General features: G+C 62.0%; 22 protein-coding genes. 12 read left to right on the top strand and 10 right to left on the bottom strand.

Annotated features, from left to right (window positions below):
• Positions 1-32: 32 nt before the first annotated feature.
• The 3 genes from ACZ5RT_RS07180 to ACZ5RT_RS07170 all read left to right on the top strand — a co-directional run bounded on the left by ACZ5RT_RS07180 (position 33) and on the right by ACZ5RT_RS07170 (position 1889).
• Positions 33-320, top strand: a complete 288-nt coding sequence (locus ACZ5RT_RS07180; RefSeq protein ID WP_416560601.1) for a lipopolysaccharide assembly protein LapA domain-containing protein — start codon at positions 33-35, stop codon at positions 318-320.
• Entirely contained in the window at positions 310-1467 is a 1158-nt protein-coding gene (gene lapB, locus ACZ5RT_RS07175; RefSeq protein ID WP_291927358.1) for a lipopolysaccharide assembly protein LapB, read from the top strand. Before ACZ5RT_RS07180 ends, lapB begins: the two co-directional genes overlap by 11 nt.
• A 122-nt stretch (positions 1468-1589) precedes the next feature.
• Positions 1590-1889, top strand: a complete 300-nt coding sequence (locus ACZ5RT_RS07170) for a ComEA family DNA-binding protein (protein WP_108427675.1) — start codon at positions 1590-1592, stop codon at positions 1887-1889.
• 3 nt (positions 1890-1892) lie between these two features.
• Here ACZ5RT_RS07170 and ACZ5RT_RS07165 read toward each other — a convergent pair whose 3' ends face one another.
• Complete coding sequence (locus tag ACZ5RT_RS07165; RefSeq protein ID WP_464454018.1) at positions 1893-5573, bottom strand: hydantoinase B/oxoprolinase family protein; 3681 nt, start codon at positions 5571-5573, stop codon at positions 1893-1895.
• A gap of 34 nt (positions 5574-5607) precedes the next feature.
• Positions 5608-6150, bottom strand: a complete 543-nt coding sequence (locus tag ACZ5RT_RS07160) for a winged helix DNA-binding protein (protein ID WP_291927367.1) — start codon at positions 6148-6150, stop codon at positions 5608-5610.
• 205 nt (positions 6151-6355) lie between these two features.
• On the opposite strand from ACZ5RT_RS07160, the gene ACZ5RT_RS07155 reads away from it, so the two are divergent.
• The 5 genes from ACZ5RT_RS07155 (at position 6356) to crcB (ending at position 10659) form a co-directional block, all read left to right on the top strand.
• A complete protein-coding gene (locus ACZ5RT_RS07155) occupies positions 6356-7330 on the top strand; it encodes a TRAP transporter substrate-binding protein (RefSeq protein ID WP_464454017.1) in 975 nt (324 codons plus the stop codon).
• Between the two features lie 4 nt (positions 7331-7334).
• Positions 7335-7844 carry a TRAP transporter small permease gene (locus ACZ5RT_RS07150; protein WP_422172065.1) on the top strand — a complete coding sequence of 170 codons (510 nt, stop codon included), beginning with the start codon at positions 7335-7337 and terminating at the stop codon, positions 7842-7844.
• A gap of 6 nt (positions 7845-7850) precedes the next feature.
• Entirely contained in the window at positions 7851-9152 is a 1302-nt protein-coding gene (locus tag ACZ5RT_RS07145) for a TRAP transporter large permease (protein ID WP_416560595.1), read from the top strand.
• A 79-nt stretch (positions 9153-9231) separates the two neighbouring features.
• Complete coding sequence (locus tag ACZ5RT_RS07140) at positions 9232-10236, top strand: recombination-associated protein RdgC (protein WP_464454016.1); 1005 nt, start codon at positions 9232-9234, stop codon at positions 10234-10236.
• A 33-nt stretch (positions 10237-10269) separates the two neighbouring features.
• Positions 10270-10659 carry a fluoride efflux transporter CrcB gene (crcB, locus tag ACZ5RT_RS07135; RefSeq protein WP_291929758.1) on the top strand — a complete coding sequence of 130 codons (390 nt, stop codon included), beginning with the start codon at positions 10270-10272 and terminating at the stop codon, positions 10657-10659.
• Between the two features lie 4 nt (positions 10660-10663).
• Here crcB and ACZ5RT_RS07130 read toward each other — a convergent pair whose 3' ends face one another.
• The 5 genes from ACZ5RT_RS07130 to ACZ5RT_RS07110 all read right to left on the bottom strand — a co-directional run bounded on the left by ACZ5RT_RS07130 (position 10664) and on the right by ACZ5RT_RS07110 (position 15059).
• Positions 10664-10963, bottom strand: a complete 300-nt coding sequence (locus tag ACZ5RT_RS07130) for a hypothetical protein (protein WP_464454015.1) — start codon at positions 10961-10963, stop codon at positions 10664-10666.
• 8 nt (positions 10964-10971) lie between these two features.
• Positions 10972-11226, bottom strand: coding sequence for a sulfur carrier protein ThiS (gene thiS, locus ACZ5RT_RS07125; RefSeq protein ID WP_464454014.1), 255 nt, complete (start codon positions 11224-11226; stop codon positions 10972-10974).
• A 30-nt stretch (positions 11227-11256) separates the two neighbouring features.
• A complete protein-coding gene (locus ACZ5RT_RS07120) occupies positions 11257-12597 on the bottom strand; it encodes an NAD(P)/FAD-dependent oxidoreductase (protein WP_464454013.1) in 1341 nt (446 codons plus the stop codon).
• Between the two features lie 112 nt (positions 12598-12709).
• Entirely contained in the window at positions 12710-14557 is a 1848-nt protein-coding gene (locus ACZ5RT_RS07115; protein WP_464454012.1) for an aldehyde ferredoxin oxidoreductase family protein, read from the bottom strand.
• 25 nt (positions 14558-14582) lie between these two features.
• Complete coding sequence (locus ACZ5RT_RS07110; protein WP_108427664.1) at positions 14583-15059, bottom strand: 4Fe-4S dicluster domain-containing protein; 477 nt, start codon at positions 15057-15059, stop codon at positions 14583-14585.
• A 159-nt stretch (positions 15060-15218) separates the two neighbouring features.
• Between ACZ5RT_RS07110 and ACZ5RT_RS07105 the strand changes: the two genes are divergently transcribed.
• Positions 15219-16337, top strand: coding sequence for a helix-turn-helix domain-containing protein (locus ACZ5RT_RS07105; RefSeq protein WP_464454011.1), 1119 nt, complete (start codon positions 15219-15221; stop codon positions 16335-16337).
• Here ACZ5RT_RS07105 and ACZ5RT_RS07100 read toward each other — a convergent pair whose 3' ends face one another.
• From ACZ5RT_RS07100 to ACZ5RT_RS07090, 3 genes are read right to left on the bottom strand one after another with little or no spacing between them, the layout of a single operon-like run.
• The gene (locus ACZ5RT_RS07100) at positions 16338-17153 is read right to left on the bottom strand and encodes an ABC transporter substrate-binding protein (RefSeq protein ID WP_464454010.1); all 816 of its coding nucleotides are present in this window, start codon (positions 17151-17153) and stop codon (positions 16338-16340) included. It lies immediately after the preceding gene.
• Positions 17150-17872 carry an ATP-binding cassette domain-containing protein gene (locus tag ACZ5RT_RS07095; RefSeq protein WP_464454009.1) on the bottom strand — a complete coding sequence of 241 codons (723 nt, stop codon included), beginning with the start codon at positions 17870-17872 and terminating at the stop codon, positions 17150-17152. The genes ACZ5RT_RS07100 and ACZ5RT_RS07095 overlap by 4 nt, the downstream gene beginning before the upstream one ends.
• Positions 17869-18612, bottom strand: coding sequence for an ABC transporter permease (locus ACZ5RT_RS07090; protein WP_464454008.1), 744 nt, complete (start codon positions 18610-18612; stop codon positions 17869-17871). Before ACZ5RT_RS07090 ends, ACZ5RT_RS07095 begins: the two co-directional genes overlap by 4 nt.
• A 97-nt stretch (positions 18613-18709) precedes the next feature.
• Between ACZ5RT_RS07090 and ACZ5RT_RS07085 the strand changes: the two genes are divergently transcribed.
• From ACZ5RT_RS07085 to ACZ5RT_RS07075, 3 genes are all read left to right on the top strand, one after another.
• Positions 18710-19798, top strand: coding sequence for a substrate-binding domain-containing protein (locus ACZ5RT_RS07085; protein WP_464454007.1), 1089 nt, complete (start codon positions 18710-18712; stop codon positions 19796-19798).
• Between the two features lie 148 nt (positions 19799-19946).
• Complete coding sequence (locus ACZ5RT_RS07080; RefSeq protein WP_464454006.1) at positions 19947-20537, top strand: TRAP transporter small permease subunit; 591 nt, start codon at positions 19947-19949, stop codon at positions 20535-20537.
• On the top strand, positions 20537-22336 hold the full coding sequence (locus tag ACZ5RT_RS07075; protein WP_464454005.1) for a TRAP transporter large permease: 1800 nt from the start codon (positions 20537-20539) through the stop codon (positions 22334-22336). Before ACZ5RT_RS07080 ends, ACZ5RT_RS07075 begins: the two co-directional genes overlap by 1 nt.
• The last annotated feature ends 48 nt before the right edge of the window (positions 22337-22384 follow it).

Below are 22384 nucleotides of genomic sequence, written 5' to 3'. Positions count from 1 at the left end.
CGTTAGAATGAAGCCAGATTCCGAGGTCTTCCATGAAACGTCTGCTTCGGCTGCTTCAGTGGCTACTGAAAGCCGCCGTCTTTTTCACCCTGTTTGCTTTTGCGCTGAACAACCAGCAAGAAACACGTGTCAACTTCTTTTTCGGCACGTTTTGGTCGGCACCCACTGTTTTGGTGGTGCTGTCCGCATTCAGTCTGGGGGTGGTGGTGGGCGTCTTGGGCATGGTGCCCCGGTGGTGGCGGCACCGTCACGCCATGCGCCTGAATTCAGCCGCCAACGCAGAGCCGAAACCTGCACCAGAAGCCTCCCATGGAACTTGATCTGACCTGGATTTTGCTGGGCCTGCCTGCAGCCTTTGCCTTGGGCTGGATCGCATCGCGCCTCGATTTGCGCCAGATGCGCATCGCCAACCGCCAGGCACCGCGGGCCTACTTCAAAGGTCTGAATTACCTGCTCAATGAACAGCAAGACAAGGCGATCGACGCCTTCATCGAGGCCGTTCAAAACGATCCCGACACGTCTGAGTTGCACTTTGCACTGGGCAATCTGTTTCGCCGCAGGGGTGAATACGACCGCGCCGTGCGTGTGCACGAACACCTGCTGTCACGCGCCGACCTGAGTGGGGCCGATCGGCAACGCGCCCAACATGGCCTGGCACTCGACTACCTGAAGGCGGGATTGCTGGACCGCGCTGAAGAAGCACTGCGCAAACTGGAGGGCACCTCCTACGAAGGTCAAGCCCGGCTGGCACGGCTGGCGATTTACGAGCGATCGCGCGAATGGCCTGAAGCAGCCCGGGTGGCCGGTTTGTTGGAGAAGTCAGGCGAAGCCAATTTCGACATGCGCCTGGCCCATTACCAATGCGAGCAAGCACGCGAAGCCGTTCAACAAGGTGACACGGCCAAAGCCACGGAACTGTTGACCGCCGCCATTCAGACCACCCCCGAAGCCGCCAGACCCCGCATCTTGCTTGGGCAATTGCAGCTGTCGCAAGGACAGGCTGCACAAGCGTTTGAGACCCTGTCGGTGCTGTTTGAACGCGTGGACGTGGCCGCTCCCTTGGCGGCAGCCAGTTTGGTCAAAGCCGCTCAAGCGGCCGACTTGTCCGGACCCGCGACGCAAGTTCTCAAGGCACATTACGACAAGCTGCCCTGCATCGATGTGCTCGACGCCATCACAGCACTGACCTCAGACTCGGCGGAGCATGCTGCGGCATCACACCAGCGCTACCTGGACCATTTGAACCAACACGCCTCCCTGATGGCGGCCACCCGTTGGTTGGTTGACGAACACAGCGCCACCAAGCCCTTGCCCGCCCCGGTGCAAAAAGCACTGGAACAGGCCATTCGACCCCTTGCCAGATACCGATGTGCTGCCTGCGGATTTGAGGCCAAAGAACACTTCTGGCATTGCCCGGGTTGCCAGGCCTGGGACAGCTACCCGCCCAGACGCATTGAAGAGTTGTGAAGGTCTGGCTTGAAACACCTTGTTTCAAGTCATGCCAGCAACGCCCTTCACCCATCCGACCTCCCCCAGCACAATGAACGCCGCTGCAGAGAACTGCAGCGCCAACGCAGGGAGAAATCGGTATGCGCCACACCATCAGCACGGGGATTGTGTCCATGCTCCTGACGGGCATCGCCTGGGCACAAGTGGACCTGAACAAGGCCCAGGAAATAGAACTGGACGGCCTGAATGGCCTAGGGCCGACCATGACTCGGGCCATCATGAACGAACGCCAAAAAGCCCCCTTCCGGGACTGGACAGACGTGATGCAACGCGTCAAAGGCATCGGTCCCAAAAAAGCGGCCAGCCTGTCAGAGCAGGGGGTTAGGGTGCAAGGCCAGTCCTATGGCCAAGCCCCTGCATCCCCCATGAAAAAGCCTTGAGCCTCAGGTAGCAGCGTCAGACTCGGCCACGCCAAAACCGCCGCCGCCCGGGGTGTGGATCTCGAACACATCACCCACTTGCACCTCGACCTGGCCGATGTGCGCGAGCTCTTGTACGGTGCCATCTCGGCGTACCACCCGGTTGATGCCCGGCAGGCCGCTGTGCCCACCCGCCATGCCAAAGGCCGGGTGAACGCGCCCGTTGGACAAAATGCCCGCCGTCATCGGCTCCAGAAAACGCACGCGACGCACACCGCCGTCACCGCCGCGCCAGCGCCCCGCGCCGCCTGAACCTTGGCGGATGGCATAGCTGTCCAGCCGAACCGGAAAACGGAACTCCAGCACCTCGGGGTCGGTCAGGCGCGAATTGGTCATGTGGGTTTGCACCACCGAAGTGCCAGCAAAACCACCCACCAAGTTACCTTGCGCATCGAAGCGCCCGCCCGCCCCGCTGCCGCCCGAAATCGTTTCGTAGTACTGCACCCGCGCATTGCCAAAGGTGAAATTGTTCATGGTCGGCTGGCTGCCCGCCATCACACCCAAAGCACCAAACAGCGCGTTGGTGATGCAGGTCGAGGTTTCCACATTGCCCGCCACCACCGAAGCGGGCGGGTTGGGGTTGAGCATGGAGCCCTGGGGAATGATGACCTTGAGCGGCTTCAGGCAACCCGCGTTCAGTGGGATGTCGTCGTCCACCAAACTGCGGAACACGTACAGCACCGCCGCCATGCACACCGCCCGCGGCGCGTTGAAGTTGTTCGGCAACTGGGCGCTGGTGCCGGTGAAGTCGATCTCGGCCGTGCGCTGCTGCGCGTTCACACGCACCGCCACCTGAATCTGAGCGCCGTTGTCCAGCGGCAAAGTGAACGCACCGTCTTTCAAGCGCGTGATGACGCGGCGCACCGATTCGTCAGCGTTGTCCTGCACATGGCGCATGTAGGCCTGCACCACGTCCAGGCCAAACTGTTCCACCATGCGGCGCAGCTCCTGCACCCCTTTTTCGTTGGCGGCGATCTGCGCTTTCAGGTCAGCCATGTTTTGCTGTGGGTTGCGCGAGGGGTATTCACCGCTTTGCAGCAGCGCCACCATCTCGGCTTCGCGCAGACGCCCGGCTTCGACCAGTTTGACGTTGTTGATCTGCACACCCTCTTCTTCGATGCGCGTGGAAAACGGCGGCATGGAGCCGGGCGTGAGCCCACCCACATCGGCGTGGTGCCCGCGAGAGCCCACATAAAACACCGGTTCGTCGTGGCCGTCCAGATACACCGGGGTGATGACGGTGATGTCGGGTAAATGCGTGCCGCCGTGATACGGATCGTTGAGTACAAACACATCACCCGGCTGCATGCGGCCTTTGTTTTCCTGAATCACCGTCTGGATGCTCTCGCCCATGGAGCCCAGGTGCACCGGCATGTGGGGCGCGTTGGCGATCAAGTGCCCTTCGGCGCTGAACAAGGCGCAGGAGAAGTCCAGGCGCTCCTTGATGTTGACCGAGTAGGCGGTGTTCTGCAGCTGCAAGCCCATCTGCTCGGCGATGTTCATGAACAGGTTGTTGAACACTTCGAGCAGCACCGGGTCGGCCTGTGTGCCCGCCGCATGCTGTACCGCCCGCGCCTGCACGCGCACCAGCAACAAGTGGTCCAGAAAGGTCAGTCGGGCTTGCCAGCCCGGCTCTACCACCGTGGTGGCATTTTTCTCGGCAATGATGGCCGGGCCGTTGATCACATCGCCGGGGCGCATGTCTTCGCGCACCACCAGGGCAGCGTCTTGCCACTGGGCCACGCCTTGCGCATTGGCTGCGTACACCTGCACCGTGTCGCGGCGCGGCACTTCGCGCTCGGGGTGCAAGGTGTGCGCCGCTTCTTCGGGCGCATCGCCAGGCAAGACGGCCTCGACCGACACCGCTTCGACCACCAGGGCCTTGCCCTGCATCAAAAAGGCAAAGCGTTGGCGATACGCCGCTTCAAAACCGGCCACCAATTGGGCTTGATCGCCCCAGGGCACGACCAGCGCCGAGTCGGTGCCTTCGTAGCGCAAATGCACACGTTGGCGCAGCTCGATGCGGTGGGCGCTGCCCGCATCCCCGCCCATTTGCGCCAGCAAAGCCTGGCGGGTGGATTCGCCCAAGGCCTGCAAACGCGCGGCCATCAGGGGCATGGCCTCAGCGTCCAGGCGCCGTTCCACCGATTCCTCGCGCATCACGTTCTGGTCGGCCAGGCCCATGCCATAGGCCGAGAGCACACCTGCCAGCGGGTGCACCAGCACCTGCGACATGCCCAAGGCATCGGCCACCAGGCAAGCGTGCTGCCCGCCTGCGCCGCCAAAGCATTGCAAGGTGTAGCGCGTCACGTCGTAGCCCCGCGCCACCGAGATTTTCTTGATCGCGTTGGCCATCTGCTGCACCGCGATCTGGATGAAACCATGCGCCACATCTTCGGCGGCGCGACCGGTTTGCTGGGCCAGTTTTTCAAAGTGCCCGCGCACCACCTCGGCATCCAGCGGCTGGTTCGCATCCGGTCCAAACACCGAGGGGAAAAACTTCGGCTGCACCTTGCCCACCATCACGTTGGCATCGGTCACGGCCAGCGGCCCGCCCCGGCGGTAACTGGCCGGACCCGGGTTGGCCCCCGCGCTTTGCGGCCCCACCCGAAACCGCGCACCGTCATAGGCCAGCAGGGAGCCGCCGCCTGCCGCCACGGTGTGGATGCTCATCATGGGCGCACGCATGCGCACACCCGCCACCTGGGTTTCGAACTCGCGCTCGAACTGCCCGGCAAAGTGCGACACATCGGTGGACGTGCCGCCCATGTCAAAACCGATCACCTTGTCATGCCCCGCCAGCTGCGCCGTGCGGGCCATGCCCACAATGCCGCCCGCCGGACCGCTCAAGATGGCGTCCTTGCCCGCAAACACCTGGGCGTCGGTCAAACCGCCCGAAGACTGCATGAACATCAGTTTCACACCCGGCATTTCGCTGGCCACCTGGTCCACATAGCGGCGCAGGATAGGCGACAAATACGCGTCCACCACCGTGGTGTCGCCCCGGCTGACCAGCTTCATCATCGGGCTGGTCTGGTGCGAGGTACTGACCTGCGTGAAGCCCAGCTCATGCGCCAGCCGCGCCGCCGCTTGCTCGTGCGCCGTGTGCCGCCAGCCGTGCATGAAAACCACCGCCACCGAGCGCACGCCTTGGCTGTGCCAATGCATCAATTGGGTGCGCAAATGCACTTCATCGAGCGGCTGCAAGACCTCGCCATCCACCGCCACACGCTCTTGCGCCTCAAGCACCGCGCTGTAGAGCAATTCGGGCAGCACGATCTGGCGGTCAAACAAACGCGGGCGGTTTTGGTAGGCGATGCGCAGCGCGTCGCCAAAACCCTGTGTGGTCACCAGCAGCGTGGCCTCGCCCTTGCGCTCCAGCAGCGCGTTGGTGGCCACGGTGGTGCCCATCTTCACGCATTCAACCTGTTCAGGTGTGACGGGTTCACCAAGCTTCAAGCCCAGCAAATGGCGGATGCCCGCCACCGCCGCATCGCGGTATTGCTCGGGGTTTTCAGAGAGCAGCTTGTGCGTGACCAAAGTGCCGTCAGGCCGCTTGCCCACCACGTCGGTGAAGGTGCCGCCCCGGTCAATCCAGAACTGCCAACGGTTTTTGCCAGCGGGTGGGGTGTTGGGTTCAGTCATAGGTCGCTCCACAATCTGAATTCAAAAAACAATTTCACAAAGAAGCAGCGGCACGCGCCGCCTGGTCGTACATGCCCGAGAGCACACGCAGCAATCGGGCCAGCTCGCCAATGTCGCGGTTCAGGCCATCGTCGGCCTTGAGCGCATCGATCAGGCAGCTCTCGCGGATTTCGCGGTAACGCTGCACATAGCCGCGCCCTTCATCGGTGGCCGCATAGGTCACTTCCTTGCCGTGTTTTTGCGACATCACCACCCCCAGGCCTTGCAGTTTTTTCAGGGCGTAATTCACCAGATGGGTGTCTTCGATGTTCATGATGAAACAGATGTCGGCCAGGCGCTTGTCACGCGCGCGGTGCGTGACGTGGTGCAACACCAGCACATCCAGCGGCGTCAGGTCCTTGAGGCCGGCAGCCGCCATGCAGTGGATGATCCAGCGGTGAAACGCGTTGCCTGCCACGATCAGGCCGAACTCGAACTCGCTCATCTCGGCGCTGTCGGGCGAGACGAGGTGGGCCGAGGACACGATAGGGCTGGCGGCAGAGTTGCTGAGGGAATTTTTGCGCGGCATGGGTTCCATCAAGGCTTGGAAGATGAGAAAGTCTATGCCCGATGCCGACAATTTGCCAACAATTTGTTGACATTAAGGGAAAACACCGATCACGGATCGGGCCCGCCTTGCCTACAGTGAGCACCTGACAGATGCACCCGATGCGCGCGCTAAGCGGGCACCTTTCTTGCACTGCCCAGTGAACCGTTCATTTCCATCTTTCACAGGAGTTTTCATGCAACGTCGTGCCCTTCACCTCAGCCTGTTGGCTGGCTTGCTCGCTGTTTCCGGTTTTGTTTCGGCCCAAACCAAGTGGGACCTGCCTGCCGCCTACCCCGCCGCCAACTTCCACTCGGTCAACATGACCCAGTTTGCGGCCGACGTGGACAAGGCCACCGCTGGCAAACTGAAAATCACGGTGCATGCCAACGCCTCGCTGTTCAAGGCCCCGGAAATCAAGCGTGCCGTGCAAGGCGGTCAGGCCCAGCTGGGTGAGATTTTGCTGGTCAACTTCCAGAACGAATGGCAACCCTTTGGCGCGGACGGCCTGCCCTTTTTGGCCGACAGCTATGAGGAGTCCATGAAGCTCTACAAAGCCCAAAAGCCACTGCTGGAAAAAAAGCTGGCCGAGCAAGGCATGATGCTCCTGTACTCGGTGGCCTGGCCTCCACAAGGCATTTTCAGCAAAAAACCGATCAACAGTGCGGCTGACCTCAAAGGCATCAAGTGGCGTGCTTACAGCCCCACCACCGCCAAGATCGCTGAACTGGTCGGTGCCCAACCTGTGACCGTGCAGGCTGCCGAGTTTTCGCAAGCCCTGGCCACAGGTGTGGTCGAATCGACCATGACCTCGGGTGCCACGGGCGTGGACAGCAAGCTGTACGAGCACCTGAAGTACTACTACGACGTCCAGGCCTGGCTGCCCAAAAACGCGGTGATTGCCAACAAGAAAGCCTTTGATGCGCTGGACAAAGCCACCCAAGACGCCCTGCTCAAGGCCGCAGCCGATGCCGAAGCACGGGGCTGGGCCGAGTCACGCAAAGTGAACTCCACGACCCTGGAAACCCTCAAGGCCAACGGAATGACCATCGCTCCGCCTTCGGCTCAGCTCAAAGCTGACATGAAGAAGGTGGGCGACACCATCATGAAAGAATGGCTGGAGAAATCGGGCGCCGAGGGCAAGGCCATTGTGGACGCCTTCAAGCGCTGAGCCGATGCGCCGACTGCTGAACGCGATTTATGCCAGCACCGCCGCCCTGGCGGCGCTGTGCATGTGTGGCCTGCTGTTCATGGTGCTGCTGTCGATCTTGAGCCGGCAGCTCCATTTCCATGTGCCCGGCACCGATGCCTATGCGGGTTACCTCATGGCCGGGGCGGGCTTTTTGGCACTGGCCCACACCTTGAAGCGGGGTGAACACATCCGCGTGACCTTGGTGCTGGGCTTATTCAAAGGCACGGCCCGTCGTGCCATGGAAGTGTTCAGCCTGTCGCTGGCCAGCTTGCTGGCTTGTTTGTTCGCCTTCTACAGCTGCCGCCTGGTGTGGCAATCCATCGAGTTTCACGACATCTCCACGGGCAACGACGCCACACCCTTGTGGATTCCGCAGCTGGCCATGGCATTGGGGACGGTGATTTTTGCTCTGGCCTTTGTCGATGAACTGGTGTTGGAAATCCGGGGCCAACGTGCCGCCACTGACAGCGGCGAGATGCTGCGCAACGAATGAGCCGCCATGAATGACTTGATGATCACAGGGCTGCTGGTCCTGACCTTGTTTTTGATTTTGGGCAGCGGTGTGTGGATTGGCCTCACGCTTTCGGGTGTGGCTTGGGTGGGCATGCAAATGTTTTCCGCCAGGCCCGCTGGAGACGCCATGGCGGTCACCATCTGGGGTTCGGCCTCAAGCTGGACGCTCACGGCCCTGCCCCTGTTCATCTGGATGGGCGAAATTTTGTTTCGCACCCGCCTGAGCCAAGACATGTTCAAGGGCCTGGCCCCTTGGATGCAGGCCCTGCCCGGGCGCTTGCTGCACACCAATGTGGTGGGCTGCGCCATCTTTGCGGCCGTGTCCGGCTCCAGCGCCGCCACCTGCGCCACGATCGGCAAGATGACCTTGCCCGAGCTGCAAAAACGCGGTTACCCTGAAAACATGGTAATAGGCACCCTGTCCGGCTCGGGCACACTGGGCCTCTTGATTCCGCCGTCCATCATCATGATCGTGTACGGCGTGGCGGCCGATGTGTCGATTGCCCAGCTCTTCATCGCCGGGGTGTTGCCTGGCTTGTTGCTGGCTGGGCTGTTTTCGGGCTACATCATTTACTGGTCATTGCGCCACCCGGACCAGATCCCACCGCGTGACGCGCCGATGAGTTTCATGCAAAAACTGCAGGCATCGAGCAGCCTGATCCCCGTGGTCTTGCTGATTGCAGCGGTATTGGGCTCGATCTACACCGGCTTGGCCACCGCCACCGAGGCGGCGGCGGTGGGTGTGGTCGGCGCCTTGGTCTTGTCGGCACTGCAAGGCTCCATGAGCTGGGCTGTGTTCAAGGACGCCCTGATGGGGGCCACACGGCTGTACTGCATGATCGCGCTGATTTTGGCGGGGGCTGCATTTTTGACCTTGTCGATGGGCTACATCGGCTTGCCGCGCCATTTGGCCGAATGGATTGGCGGCCTGGGCCTCAGCCCCTTCGCACTCATCATGGCCTTGATGGTGTTCTTCATCATCCTGGGCTGCTTTCTGGACGGCATCTCGATGGTGGTGCTGACCATGGGCGTGCTCATGCCCACGGTGCAAAAAGCGGGCATCGACCCGATCTGGTTTGGCATCTTCATCGTGTTTGTGGTCGAGATGGCGCAAATCACGCCGCCCGTGGGCTTCAACCTGTTTGTGCTGCAGGGCATGACGGGCAAGCAACTGCCCTACATCGCCCGCGTGTCCATGCCCATGTTCTTCCTGATGGTGGGCGCAGTGATGCTGATCTATTTTGTACCCGGCATCGTGACCTGGCTGCCCACACAGATGAAACTCTGAGTTTGGAGTCGGGTTCATCCTCTATGATTCAACCCGTCCCCAGAGGACGGGTTGTTCATTTGGGACGAGAAGGAATGCTGTGTTCAAGAATGTGATGGTTTACCGCATCGGCGAGGGCTTTGCGCCCACACTGGCCGATGTGCAGGCGGCGCTGGAGCCGGTGCAGTTTGTGGAATGTGGCGCCAGCCAGGAAAAATCTATTGGCTGGGTGCCCCCTCGGGGTGAGGCGCACGGCCCACTGGTCGAATCGGTCGGCGGACAGTGGATCTTGAAACTCATGATCGAGTCCAAAGCCGTGCCCGGCAACGTGGTGCGCCGCAAGGTCGATGAACGCATCGCCGACATCGAAGCGGTCACCGGCCGCAAGCCCGGCAAAAAAGAAAAACGCGAGCTGATGGACGACGTGCTGCTGTCGCTGCTCCCGCAGGCTTTTGCGCGTCAGTCCACCGTGCTGGTGTGGATGGACCTGGAAAATCGCCGCCTGGTGCTCAACGCGGGCAGCCAGGGCAAGGCCGACGAAGTCATGTCGGCGCTGATGAACGTGATGGGTGGCCTCTCGGTGTCGCTGATCCAGACCGTGACCTCGCCCCAGGCGGCCATGACGCAGTGGCTTTTGGCGCCCACGCCCGACGAATGGCCGTCCGATTTGACGGTGGAGCGCGAAACCGTGCTCAAGTCCACAGGCGAAGACGCCGCCAGCGTGCGCTTTACCCGCCACCACCTGGCCAACGACGATGTGCGCAAGCATGTGCTGGAAGGCAAACTGCCCACCCAACTGGCGCTCAGCTGGGACGGCCGCGTGGCCTTTGTGTTGACCGACACCCTGCAGCTGAAAAAAGTGCAGTTCCTCGACGGGGTGATGGACGAGTCGGGCACCGACAAAAACGAAGACCGCTTTGACGCCGACGTGGCCTTGTCCACCGGTTTGCTGGGGCCGCTGATCGACAGCCTGATCGAAGCCCTGGGCGGCGAGATGGAACTGGGCGCAGCGGCGGCTGATCAGGCCATGCCGAACCCCACGCGCACCGTGTTGAATTCGACCGTGGCAACGGCTGCAGCCAGCGACGAAGACCCGCCGTTTTAACCACGCCAAGCCCCAGCCGAAAGGACCTGCCCCATGCTCACGGTGATCGCGATCTGCCTGGGTGCCTGTGTGGGAGCGCTCTCGCGCTGGCAACTGGGTCTCTGGCTCAACCCCAGCAGTGCCGCAGCGGGTCTGCTGCCTTGGGGCACGCTGGCGGCCAACCTGATCGGCGGCTACTTGGTGGGCGTGTGCGTGGGGGTGTTCCAGCAACTCCCCGAACTCGACCCCGTCTGGCGGCTGGCCATGGTCACCGGTTTTCTGGGGGCGCTGACCACGTTTTCCAGCTTCTCGGCCGAAGTGGTGGCCATGCTGCAGCAAGGGCGCTTGGCGTTGGCACTCGGCACAGCATCGCTGCACCTGTTCGGTTCGCTCGCCCTCACGCTGCTGGGCCTCAGGACGGTGGAACTCTTCTGGGTACGGTGACGGGTCAACCGCCCCCGCGCTGCATGTACAAGTCAAAGCGCTTCATGAAGACATAGCGCTGATCAGCATCCAAACCTTCAAACTCAAAATTCACCCGCAGCACCGGCATGCGCATGAGCGCGATGACTCGGGGCGGCATGACTTGCCAGCGCAGATGCAAGCGGCCTGCGCCAATGGTGGCCACAGCGGTGCTGGCGGTGCGCTGCCAAGGGCAGTCGCCCATGGCAGCGGGCAGCCAGCCCAGCCACTCGGCCTCGGTGCAGCCCATGTCGCGCTGAAATTGCTCGGCGTAGCTCGATTGCATGCGCGGCTTCAGCCCCCCGCCACAGGTGGCCAGATGGCCAACACATCGCTTTCGGTCAAAGTGGTGGTGCCCCGGTCTTCGGGCGCGATGTATTTGCCGTTCACCAGCACCAGGTGCACCAGCTTGGGCGGCATGCCATAGGGCTCGATGATCTGGCTGATGCTGGCATCCTGCGCAACATCCAGCGTGACCTGGTTGCTGCGCCGGGCTTCGGCAGGCAAATAATCGGTCAGCGTGGCAAACAGTTTGAAAGTGATGTTCATGCGCAGATTGTGACCTCAGTGGCCATCACTTCATCGGCGACGGGCATCGGCCGCCCCGCTCCAGCGGCCTTGTCCTTGTGCGCAGTCCAGGTAGGCATCCATCAGCTTCGTGGGGTCCTGCATCAACCGATCTTTCCAGTCACCCAAGTGGATTTGGCCTTCGACCAGACCACGCATCACGCCCACGTGCTCGGTCCAGCCCACGCTGTTGCAACCCACCATCACATCGTCCTTGAACTGCAGGCTCAGGTGCCGTCCGGCCGCCTTGTCGGTCAACACGGCCGACTGGCCACCGGCCACGCCTTCCCAATTGCCAAAGCTGGTCGAGATCAAACCCAGGGTGTCGAGCACGTTGATTTGCGTGACGCCTTTGAGCTCTGTCTTTTGACCCAGCATGTTGAGCGCAGCCACGCGGGCCTGTTCGGCCGCGTTGGGCTGGATGGCGCTCACGATGGTTTTGCCGCTGACCAGGTCAAAGGCTTCGGCGCAGTCGCCCGCGGCGTAAATGCCGGGCACATTGGTTTGCAGGTGCTGGTCCGTCAAGACGCCTTGCAGGCAAGTGATCCCGCTGCCTTCCAAAAAGCCGATGGCCGGGCGCACGCCCGTGGCGCTGATAACCAGATCAGCCTCGACGGTCTGGCCGTTGGACAGGCGCACCCGCAATGCACCAGAGGCATCGTCAGAAGACATGCCCACCGCTGCCGCCAGTTTGCCCAGCAAGCCTTTTTCTGCACCCGACTCGATCGCCTCCACCTTGGTGCCGGTGAACACCTGCACGCCCTTGGCCTCGCACCAGTCGCGGATCATGCCGCCCGCCACCGGACCCATCATGCGCGGCACCATGCGGTCGCCCATCTCCACCACGCTGAGCTTCACACCGCGTACGGCCAGCGCTTCCATGATGATGCAGCCGATGAAGCCCGCACCCATTTGCAAGACACGGGCACCGGGCTTGGCCAGCGCCTGGATGGCCCGGGCGTCTTCCAGCGTCCAGCACGGGTGCACCCCGGGCAAGTCCATGCCCGCAATGGGGGGGCGCACCGGGTGCGAGCCGGTGGCGATCAAGAGCTTGTCAAAACTGATCGACTGCCCGTTGTCCAGCTGAACGGTTTTGCCCGCCGCGTCCACACGCGTCACCTTGGCCTTGACCTGGGTGATGCGCAAATCATCAAAGTGCGTGGCGCTCTTGCGCAGGTAGGTGCCGCGTTCGTCGATGTTGCCGATCAAGAGGTAAGGGATGGCCATGCGCGAGTAAGGCGCATCGGGCTCATCGCCCACCAGGGTGATGGTGTCGTTCGGGGCGTGCTTGCGCAGGGTCTCGGCGGCGATGACGCCGGCAGGGCCTGCGCCCAAGATGACGTGGTGGGTCATGAATCGGACTCCAGAAACAAAGAGCGGCCCTCAGGCCGCTTGGACACCTGCAAAAGCAAGCCCCTGCTGCGAAAGTTTCGCGAACAGGGGATTGCTCCCACAGGGACTTGGCTCACAGGCCCAAACGCGCCTTGGTCTCGGCAGTGGGGCGGCCTTCGCTGTCCCAGCCGCGTGCGGCGTAGTACTTGGGCAGCATCTCGGGCAGCATGCTCACCTTGCCTTTGGACGGACCGGTTTTGGCGGCTTCGGTCATGAGGCGCTTGGGCAGGTTGTCATCGGCCTTGGTGAAACCTGCGGCGTTGTTGAACTCGCGCTCCATGTTCCAGATGCGCTCGCCGATTTTCTCCAGCTCTTCGGTGGTGTAAGCGTCATCGCACGCGGCTTGCAGTTGCGGGGCCAAATCGGCCACCCCCCAAGCAAAGGTGGTGAACACGCACAGACCGGACGAATCGAAAGCGGCGGTCGCGTCCTGGAAAGCCTTGACCAGCTCGGGCTTGCCTTCGTGCTCCAGTGGGTCGGTCTTGACCGGGATACCCAGCACTTCAGAAGCGATGGTGTAGCCGCGCAGGTGGCAAGCACCGCGGTTGGAAGTGGCATACGCCAAGCCAATGCCCTGGATCGAGCGGCCGTCATAAGCCGGGAATTCCTGGCCCTTGACGCTCATCGACAAGTCGGGGTGGCCGTACTTGGCCGTCAGGCGCTTGGAGCCTTGGCCGATCTCGACACCGAAGCCTTCACCCTTGGCCGTGATTTCGGCAAAGTGCGCCAGCGCTTGGGCCGAGCCGAATTTGGCGTCGATGCCCAGCTGCTCTTTGGTCAAGACGCCCATCTCGTAGAGCTCCATGACCGCGCCCACGGTCGCGCCGAAGCTGATGGGGTCGAAGCCCTCTTCATTGCACAGCAGGTTCGCGTACTGCAAAGCTTCCAGGTCGTTCACACCGTTGGCCGCGCCCAACGCCCAGGCCGCTTCGTATTCCAGGCCACCGTTGGCGCCCCAGTACTGCGGCTTGTTCTGCACGGTGAAGTGGCCTTCGTCCATCTTGCTGATGCGGCCGCAGGCGATGGTGCAGCCGAAGCAGGCCTGGTTGGTCACCAGGTGCTTCTTGCCGTCGGTCTCGCGTGGTGTAGCCATGGCTTCGGCGGAGATGTCTTTCGCACCTTCGAACTGCACGTCGCGGTGGTTGCGCGTGGGCAAGGCGCCCATCTCGTTGATCACGTTCATCAACACCTGGGTGCCGTAAGCGGGCAGGCCCTGGCCAGTGACGGCGTTTTCAGCGAGGATTTTCTTCTTCTCGAAGGTCACCTTCATGAAGGCCTTGGGGTCGCGGATGTTGCCCACACCCTTGGTGCCGCGCACAGCAATGGCCTTGAGGTTCTTGCTGCCCATCACGGCGCCCACGCCCGAGCGGCCAGCCGCACGGTGCAGGTCGTTCACCACAGCGGCGTACAGCACCTTGTTTTCACCGGCCTTGCCGATGCTCGAGACACGCAGCAGCGGGTCTTGCAGGCTGGTCTTGAGGATTTCCTCGGTTTTCCAGACACTTTGGCCCCACAGGTGACCCGCATCACGCAGCTCGGCCACATCGTCGTTGATGTAGAGGTACACCGGCTTGGCCGATGCGCCTTCAAAAATGATCATGTCCCAACCGGCCATCTTCAGCTCGGCACCCCAATAGCCGCCCGAGTTGGAGCAAGCAATCGCCCCGGTGAGCGGGCCTTTGGTGATGACGGTGTAGCGGCCACCGGTGGAGGCCATGGTGCCGGTCAGTGGGCCAGTGGCCCAGATGATTTTGTTGTCGGCCGACAGCGGGTTGACTTTGGGGTCGACTTCGTTGATCAGGTATTTGCTGCCCAGACCGCGCGAACCGATGTAGGCACGCGCCCATTCCATGTTCAGCGGTTCGGATTTGACGGTGCCAGCCGTGAGGTTGACGCGGAGGATTTTTCCAGCCCAAGACATGTTGAAGCTCCTTATGGGTGGTGAATTAAGCGGCAGAGGGCTGATTGCCCAACTTGTCGGCCCACTGCTTCATCTTGTCGATGCCGGTCCAGTTGGCGTCTACGAAGGTGATGGCGCCTGTGGGGCAGGCCTCGACGCAAGCCGGGTCGCCACCGCACAGGTCGCACTTTTGCACCTTGCCGGTCTCTTGCACGTAGTTGATGGTGCCAAATGGGCAGGCGATGGTGCAGACCTTGCAGCCCACGCAAGTGGACTCGTTGACCACTTTGGCGCCGGTGGCTTTGTCCACGGTGATGGCTTCCACAGGACAGGCATGCAGGCACCAGGCTTCGTCGCACTGGGTGCAGGTGTAGGGCACTTTTTTACCGGTGTGGTGGAAGTCGAACACCTTGATGCGCGATTTGGAAGTGGCGTAGGAGCCATAGTTCTCGAAAGAACAGGCCATTTCGCACTGCAAGCAGCCGGTACATTTGTCCGGGTTGATGTGCAGGACTTTCTGCATGTGGATCTCCTGTGGTGTGGCGGACTGGTCAAGCCCACGCTGATGAATCAGAATGCACAGCCATTGTTGGCGCATGCCCTTGCAAACCGATGCGGATTAACCCTAGGTTTGGCAGGGTCGTGGTAAAAATTCTCAGCTTGATACACACCTGACATGTCCATGACTTCACTTTCCAGTGACCGCCTCGACCGCATCGCACATGCACGCCAACTGGTTTTTCAGGGACAAGCTGAGGCCAAGGGTGCGGGTGTTTCACCCTGGATCGCCCAATCGTGGCAGCGCTGTCTGGGCATGGGCCTGCAGCCGGGGCAGCCCGTGGGCTTTGAGGCCATCTCGGCCCAGCACATGCGACGCGTGCAGGAAGCCAGCCGCCCCCTGGTGCAGGCGGCCCAGCCGGTGCTGGTGGAGCTGGCCCGGGCCATTGCCGACATACGCTATTTCGCCATCCTGACCAATGCCGAAGGCATCGTGGTCGACGTGCACGGCCCGGTGGACCGGCAAGACCGCCGCGCCGAGGTGATCGCCCGGGTGGGGGTGGATTTGTCCGAAAAAGCCGTGGGCACCACCGCCATCAGCGCCGCCCTGACCGAGTTGCAACCGGTCTGGCTGCACCGGGGCGAACACTTTTTTCAGGACACCAGTGTCTACAGTTGCGCGGGTGCACCAGTGTTCGGGCCCGATGGCCTGTGCGCGGGCATGCTCGACCTGACCGGCATCGAGACCACCGAGCGCCCTGCCCTGAAACACCTGGTGCGCCGCTCGGCCCGCAGCATCGAAAACAGCTGGCTGCTCTCCAACGCGCATGCCTTGGTCTTGCGCCTGAACTGGCCTGGCAACCAGCCCGGAGACGACAGCGACGGCCTGCTGACCCTGGACACCGACGGCCACATCGTGGGGGCCAACCCCACCGCTCGGCAAATGCTGTCCTTGTCACCCGCCGCGCACGGTCAGGCCCTGCACGCCAGCGACGTGTTTGCCTCGCCTTGGGAAAACCTGTTCGATGCTGCCAGCCGCGAGGGCCGCGCACAAGAGCTGCCGCTGTGGTCAGGTCTGCGTTTGCAAACGCAGGCCATGCGCCCTGGGGCCTCGGCCCAAAACGCCAAGCCCCATGGGCACACGCATCGGACGGGCCCTGCGGCCAAGCCCCTCAAAGATGTGCAGACCGACATGATCCGTGAGGCGGTGAGTCAGGCGCGTGGCAATGTGGCCGAAGCCGCCCGTGCCTTGGGTATCAGCCGTGCCACGGTGTACCGCAAGCTGGGCAACCCCAAAAGCTGATCACGGGCCTGCGTTCGGGAAGAACAACTGCTCGCCGCCGATTTTGTAATCGGCAATCACACCTTGGCCTGCGGGCGAGGTGATCCAGTCGACAAACTTCTGGGCATCGGCTTGCTTGACGTGCGGGTGTTTGGCGGGGTTGACCACCATCACGCCGTATTGGTTAAAGAGTCGCTTGTCCCCTTCCACCAGAATGGCCAGATCGGCGCGGTTCTTGAAGTTCAGCCAGGTGGCTCGGTCGGCGAGCACATAGGCACCGGTGGATGCGGCGATGTTCAGCGCCGGCCCCATGCCGCAGCCGCATTCCTTGTAGCCGCTGCCTTTGTTCTCGAATCGGTTGGCCATCTTCCAGAAGCGCAATTCGGCCGCGTGCGTGCCGCTCTTGTCTCCACGCGAAACAAACGCTGCATTACCCGCCGATAACTTGGCCAAGGCCGCCACGATGTCTTTGCCTTTGGTGGCTACTGGGTCGGCCTTGGGGCCGATCAGCACAAAGTCGTTGTACATCACGGGCAAGCGCTTGATGCCGAAGCCATCGGCGACAAATTTTTCTTCGGCTGTCTGGTCGTGCACAAACACGACGTCGGCGTCACCTCGCCGCGCCATGTCCAGCGCTTGGCCCGTACCCAAGGCCACGACTTTCACGTCCAGTCCGCTGACTTTTTTGAAGGCGGGCAACAAGTGCGCAAACAAACCCGACTGTTCGGTGGACGTGGTGGACGACATGACGATGGATTGGGCTTGTGCCCAGACCGAGGTGGTGGCCAAAACCGCACACACCAGAGCGCGACGGGTGATGGAAGATGGGAAGGTCATGAAAGTTCTCCTTGAACAAAAGCATGGGCTGCCGGGCTGTGCTCTGCCAGCACGGCGAGGTTGAAAAAATCGGCCACCGGCATATCGGCCATCACTTGGCCGAACTCCAGATAAATGACACGGGTGGCCAAGCGCTTGACTTGGCCCAAGTTGTGGCTGGCCCAGACCAAGGTCAAAGGGCGTTCTGACGCACAAGCAAATTCGGCCATCAAGGCTTCAACTTCGCGTTTCGCATGCGGGTCCAGACTGGCTGTGGGCTCGTCCAGCAGCAGCACATCGGGCTGACGCGCCCAGGCGCGGGCCAAGGCCAAGCGCTGCTGCTGCCCACCCGACAACTGGCGCCCATTTTGCTGCGCCACCGACAACAAACCCACGCGCTGCAAGGCCTGCAGCGCCAAGACCTTGGCAGCGGCCCAAGACAGGCCGCGTGTGCGGTCCAGCCACAAGCCCAGCGCCACATTGTTCAAAGCCGACAGGCGCAACAAATGCGGCCTTTGAAACAGCATGGCCTGACGCACCCCCGGCGCTTGTTGCACCCGGCCTTGCGTGGGAGGCACCAGCCCATGCAAGGTGCGCAGCAAAGTGCTCTTGCCCGAACCGTTGGCACCCACCAGCGCTACGCGCTCGCACGCCGCGATGCGCAAGCTCACACCCGTCAGGGCCGCTTGCGCCCCAAGCTGCACGCTCACTGCGTCCAAGCTGATCTGAGCGGTGTTCATGGCTGCACCCCCAACGTCCTGTCCAGGGGGGCAGGCCGCGCATACCGCTGCTCACCCCACAGGCGCAGCCCAGCCACCAGCGCATTGAGCAGCAGCACCACCGCCAGCAAGACCATGCCCAAACCCAGCGCCAGCGGCAAATCGCCCTTGCTGGTTTCCAGCGCGATGGCGGTGGTCATGACGCGCGTGAAGCCATCGATGTTGCCGCCCACGATCATCACTGCGCCCACCTCCGAGATGGCGCGGCCAAAAGCGGTCACGCCAATGGTCAACAAAGCCAGCCGCTCGTCCCAGGCCAGCAGCAAGCTGCGCACCCAGGGCCCTGCGCCCAGCGAGGCCCACTGCTCGCCGTGCTGACGCTCCACGTCTTCGACCACCTGGCGCGTCAGCGCGGCCACCACCGGCACCACCAAAATGAACTGGGCCAGCACCATGGCCTGAAAACTGAACATCCAGCCCAAAAAACCCAAAGGCCCGGTGCGCGACAGCAGCAAATACACCACCAAGCCCACCACCACCGAGGGCAGCGCCAGCAAAGTGTTCAAGCCGACCAGCACCGCGCCGCGCCCGGCAAAGCGCGACACGGCCAGCCAGGCGCCCAGCGCGACACCCGCGCCATAGGCCAGCAGGCAGGCGGTGGCGCTGACGGCCAGAGACCGGGAAACGACCACCCACAAGGCGGGATCGAAAGAAGTGACGAGGTTCAGCGCCGTCAGGGCGCTGTCGGTAAAAGTGCTCATGAAGCGCCAGATGGTAAGGGCCGTTTGATCGCATGCGCATAAGGGATGTCCGTTATGAAATGCCGTGCATAGGTTGCTCTTGGTGCACACTTGCGTGGTGCCTCATATTCACCTTTCATACCAATGGTCGCCCGATGGGTCCGACCGTACCGCCGACACTTCGCCGCTGCAACACCCGCTCATGAACTTGCTGCAAGCGGTGCGCAGCAGCGGCTCCATCGCCATGGCCGCCAAAGCTTTGGGCCTTTCCTACCGCCATGTATGGGGGGAACTCAAACGCTGGGAAGGCGTGCTGGGCCAAGATCTGATCGTCTGGGAAAAAGGGCAAGCTGCCCGCCTGACAGAGCTGGCCAACAAGCTGCTGTGGGCCGAACGTCAAGCACAGGCGCGGCTGGCCCCGCAGATCAGCACACTGCAGGCGGAGCTGGAAAAAACTTTTGCCCTCGCATTTGACCCAGACAGCCAGGTGCTGGCTCTGTACGCCAGCCATGATGATGCACTGGTACAGCTGCGCGAACGCGCGGCCAGCCAACGCCTGCACCTGGACATCCGGTTTTGCGGCAGTGTGGATGCGATTCGGGCCTTGAACGAGGGCCGGTGCACCGTAGCTGGCTTCCATGCCCCTATCCAGCCAAGCGCTGACTCCCTGATGGCCCGCACCTTGGCACCCCTGATGCAGACAGGGCGACACAAACTCATCAGCTTTGCCGTGCGCAGCCAGGGCCTCATGGTGCGCCCTGGCAACCCCCTGCAGCTGACCAGATGGGATGACCTGCTGCGCACAGGTCTGCGCTTTGTTAACCGCAGTCTGGGCACAGGCACCCGGTTGTTGCTGGATGACTGGTTACAAAGCAAGGGCACAGCACCCGAGCAGGTGTCGGGCTACACCCGGGAAGAAAGTTCGCATGCTGCTGTAGCAGCCGCCATTGCCGCCGGACAGGCCGACACAGGTCTGGGCATCGAAGCAGCCGCAAGGGCCCAAGGTTTGGACTTCGTTCCCCTGTTGACCGAGCGCTACTGGCTGGTTTGTCTGCGTGACGCTTTGCCGACCGATCCGGTTCAGCAACTCATGGCCCTGTTGTCCAGCGAAGGCTGGCAAACTCAGCTCAACACCCTGGCGGGTTATCAGGTACCCACCGACACAGGTCAGGTGCAGTCTCTCAAGGCGAGCCTGCCTTGGTGGTGAGCGCCAGCAAAAACGCCCGAGGGTTGGCTTCAGCCGCCTAACCCGTGTGGGCTTTTTGAAAAAACATCAAGCCCTTGCAAGGCATGCACGATGCGGGCGCGGTCTGCGTCCCACGTACAATCGCCGCTCTTGACTGAGGAAAACCCTTATGAATGCCCTTTTGCAATGGTCCCGCTGGATCGATGCGCTCAACCGCGCCATCGGGAAAATCACGATCTGGTTGGTCCTGATCACCACCTTGATCAGCGCAGGCAACGCCATCGTGCGCAAAATTTTTGACAGCAGCTCCAACGCCTTGCTGGAAATCCAGTGGTACCTGTTTGCCGCTGTGTTTCTGCTCGGCGCCGGTTATGGCTTGCTGAACAACGCGCACGTCCGGATTGATTTTCTGGCCAGCCGCCTGAGTGCACGCACCCGCAACTGGATCGACGTGGGCGGCATTGTGCTGGCCTTGATCCCGTTTTGCGTGCTCAGCATCGCCTTGTCATGGCCGATGTTCATGCAGGCTTTTGTCTCGGGCGAGCTGTCATCCAACGCAGGTGGCTTGATTCGCTGGCCCGTGTATTTGCTGATCCCCGTCGGTTTTGCCCTGCTGTTGCTGCAAAGCCTGTCCGAGTTGGTCAAGCGTCTGGCTTTTTTGCGTGGTCAGGGCCCAGACACCCTGGCCCACGAAGACAGCCAGAGCGACGATGAAAAACGTGCTGCCGAACTGCAGCAAGAAATCCAGGGAGCCCGATGATGGAAGCCTCTTTTCTGGTGCAAAACTTTGTACCCCTGATGTTTGCGGGCCTGCTGGCCTTGTTGATCACCGGCTTTCCGGTGGCGTTTGCCCTGGCCGCATGCGGTCTCGGGTTTGGCTTCATCGGCATGGAGGCGGGTCTCTTTCCAGCCACCATGTTCCAGGCCCTGCCCCTGCGCATCTTCGGCATCATGCAAAACGACACCTTGCTGGCCATTCCCTTCTTCACCTTCATGGGCATCTTGCTGGAACGCTCGGGCATGGCCGAAGACCTGTTGGAAACAGTGGGTCAGGTGTTTGGTCCGGTGCGCGGCGGCTTGGCCATCGCGGTGATTTTGGTGGGCGCCCTGCTGGCCGCCACCACGGGCGTGGTGGCTGCAGCCGTCATTTCGATGGGCCTGATCTCGCTGCCCATCATGCTGCGCTACGGCTACAGCCGGGTGATCGCCACTGGCGTGATCACCGCTTCGGGTACTTTGGCGCAAGCCATTCCGCCCTCACTGGTGCTGATCGTTCTGGCCGACCAGCTGGGCCGCTCGGTGGGCGACATGTACGCCGGTGCCTTGTTGCCGGGTTTGTTGCTGGTGGGTTTGTACATCCTGTTCATTGTGGCCGTGGCCATCTTCAAGCCAGCCATGGTGCCTGCCTTGCCAGCTGAAGCACGCATTTACCGCGAAAGCAATGGCCAGTCCGGTCACAAGTCGCTGATGGCTTTGCTGGTGGTCGCCACCGCGGTGGGCGTGGCCTGGGCCCAAGTGCACGACGCGCTGCTGCGCGACTGGCTCGAGCGCTCCATGCCAGCCCCTGGCGATGAGGTGGTCATCCTGTCCATGACCATCGCGTCCTTGGTGGCCCTGAGCCTGTCGGTGTTCAACCGCGTCACCGGCTTGGGCCTGCTTTCACGCCTGGCCGAGCAGGTCACCTTTGTGCTCATGCCGCCGCTGATCCTGATCTTCCTGGTGCTGGGCACCATCTTCCTGGGCGTGGCGACGCCCACCGAAGGTGGCGCCATGGGGGCAGTGGGTGCTCTGGTGCTGGCTGGCCTCAAAGGCAAGCTGAATATGAACCTGACGCGTCAGGCCCTGGAGAGCACCGCCAAACTGTCCACCTTTGTGCTGTTCATCCTGATTGGCTCCACGGTGTTCAGTTTCACCTTCAACGCGGCCGATGGGCACATCTGGGTCGAACACCTGTTCGAAAACATCCCCGGCGGTGCCTTGGGCTTTTTGATCGTGGTGAACCTGCTCATCTTCGTGCTGGGCATGTTCATCGACTTCTTCGAAATCGCCTTCATCGTGGTGCCACTGCTGGCCCCGGCGGCCGCCAAGATCCTGCCCGAGTTGGTGCCGGGCATGACGTCTGACCAGGCCCTGATCTGGTTCGGCGTGATGGTGGCCATGAACCTGCAGACATCGTTCCTGACCCCGCCCTTCGGTTTTGCACTGTTCTACCTGCGCAGTGTGGCCGCGCGCAACGACTACACCGACCGCGTCACCGGCCAGAACATTCCGAGTGTGAAGACGACCGAGATCTACAAAGGCTCCATCGCGTTCATCGCGTTGCAGTTGCTGATGGTGGCGGCGATCATCGCCTTCCCGTCGATGGTGACCGGCTCGCTGACCAACACAACGGCCGTCGATCTGGACAGCGTGACGCTCGAAGCCTCGGACTCGGCCTTTGATGACCCTGACAGCGAAGAAGCCGACAAGGCTGGCACAGACCTCCAAGCCGATGAGGCCAAGGACGATGCCGCAGAAGACGATCCGATGAAAGACATGCCGGGTGCCGCCAAGCGCTGAACACCTGATTCATCCCAATCCAAGCCCATCTGTTTTCAGATGGGCTTT

Source organism: Limnohabitans sp. TEGF003 (assembly GCF_055395455.1).
Note: the sequence above shows the minus strand (reverse complement) of the source record. Positions and strands in the feature narration are given on the sequence as shown.

What these genes read in the sequence shown, in the direction of transcription:
- ACZ5RT_RS07180 (WP_416560601.1), top strand. Translation starts at nt 33, where the DNA reads ATGAAACGTCTGCTTCGGCTGCTTCAGTGGCTACTGAAAGCCGCCGTC.
- lapB (WP_291927358.1), top strand. Translation starts at nt 310, where the DNA reads ATGGAACTTGATCTGACCTGGATTTTGCTGGGCCTGCCTGCAGCCTTT.
- ACZ5RT_RS07170 (WP_108427675.1), top strand. Translation starts at nt 1,590, where the DNA reads ATGCGCCACACCATCAGCACGGGGATTGTGTCCATGCTCCTGACGGGC.
- ACZ5RT_RS07165 (WP_464454018.1), bottom strand. Translation starts at nt 5,573, where the DNA reads ATGACTGAACCCAACACCCCACCCGCTGGCAAAAACCGTTGGCAGTTC.
- ACZ5RT_RS07160 (WP_291927367.1), bottom strand. Translation starts at nt 6,150, where the DNA reads ATGGAACCCATGCCGCGCAAAAATTCCCTCAGCAACTCTGCCGCCAGC.
- ACZ5RT_RS07155 (WP_464454017.1), top strand. Translation starts at nt 6,356, where the DNA reads ATGCAACGTCGTGCCCTTCACCTCAGCCTGTTGGCTGGCTTGCTCGCT.
- ACZ5RT_RS07150 (WP_422172065.1), top strand. Translation starts at nt 7,335, where the DNA reads ATGCGCCGACTGCTGAACGCGATTTATGCCAGCACCGCCGCCCTGGCG.
- ACZ5RT_RS07145 (WP_416560595.1), top strand. Translation starts at nt 7,851, where the DNA reads ATGAATGACTTGATGATCACAGGGCTGCTGGTCCTGACCTTGTTTTTG.
- crcB (WP_291929758.1), top strand. Translation starts at nt 10,270, where the DNA reads ATGCTCACGGTGATCGCGATCTGCCTGGGTGCCTGTGTGGGAGCGCTC.
- ACZ5RT_RS07130 (WP_464454015.1), bottom strand. Translation starts at nt 10,963, where the DNA reads ATGCAATCGAGCTACGCCGAGCAATTTCAGCGCGACATGGGCTGCACC.
- thiS (WP_464454014.1), bottom strand. Translation starts at nt 11,226, where the DNA reads ATGAACATCACTTTCAAACTGTTTGCCACGCTGACCGATTATTTGCCT.
- ACZ5RT_RS07120 (WP_464454013.1), bottom strand. Translation starts at nt 12,597, where the DNA reads ATGACCCACCACGTCATCTTGGGCGCAGGCCCTGCCGGCGTCATCGCC.
- ACZ5RT_RS07115 (WP_464454012.1), bottom strand. Translation starts at nt 14,557, where the DNA reads ATGTCTTGGGCTGGAAAAATCCTCCGCGTCAACCTCACGGCTGGCACC.
- ACZ5RT_RS07110 (WP_108427664.1), bottom strand. Translation starts at nt 15,059, where the DNA reads ATGCAGAAAGTCCTGCACATCAACCCGGACAAATGTACCGGCTGCTTG.
- ACZ5RT_RS07105 (WP_464454011.1), top strand. Translation starts at nt 15,219, where the DNA reads ATGACTTCACTTTCCAGTGACCGCCTCGACCGCATCGCACATGCACGC.
- ACZ5RT_RS07100 (WP_464454010.1), bottom strand. Translation starts at nt 17,153, where the DNA reads ATGACCTTCCCATCTTCCATCACCCGTCGCGCTCTGGTGTGTGCGGTT.
- ACZ5RT_RS07095 (WP_464454009.1), bottom strand. Translation starts at nt 17,872, where the DNA reads ATGAACACCGCTCAGATCAGCTTGGACGCAGTGAGCGTGCAGCTTGGG.
- ACZ5RT_RS07090 (WP_464454008.1), bottom strand. Translation starts at nt 18,612, where the DNA reads ATGAGCACTTTTACCGACAGCGCCCTGACGGCGCTGAACCTCGTCACT.
- ACZ5RT_RS07080 (WP_464454006.1), top strand. Translation starts at nt 19,947, where the DNA reads ATGAATGCCCTTTTGCAATGGTCCCGCTGGATCGATGCGCTCAACCGC.
- ACZ5RT_RS07075 (WP_464454005.1), top strand. Translation starts at nt 20,537, where the DNA reads ATGGAAGCCTCTTTTCTGGTGCAAAACTTTGTACCCCTGATGTTTGCG.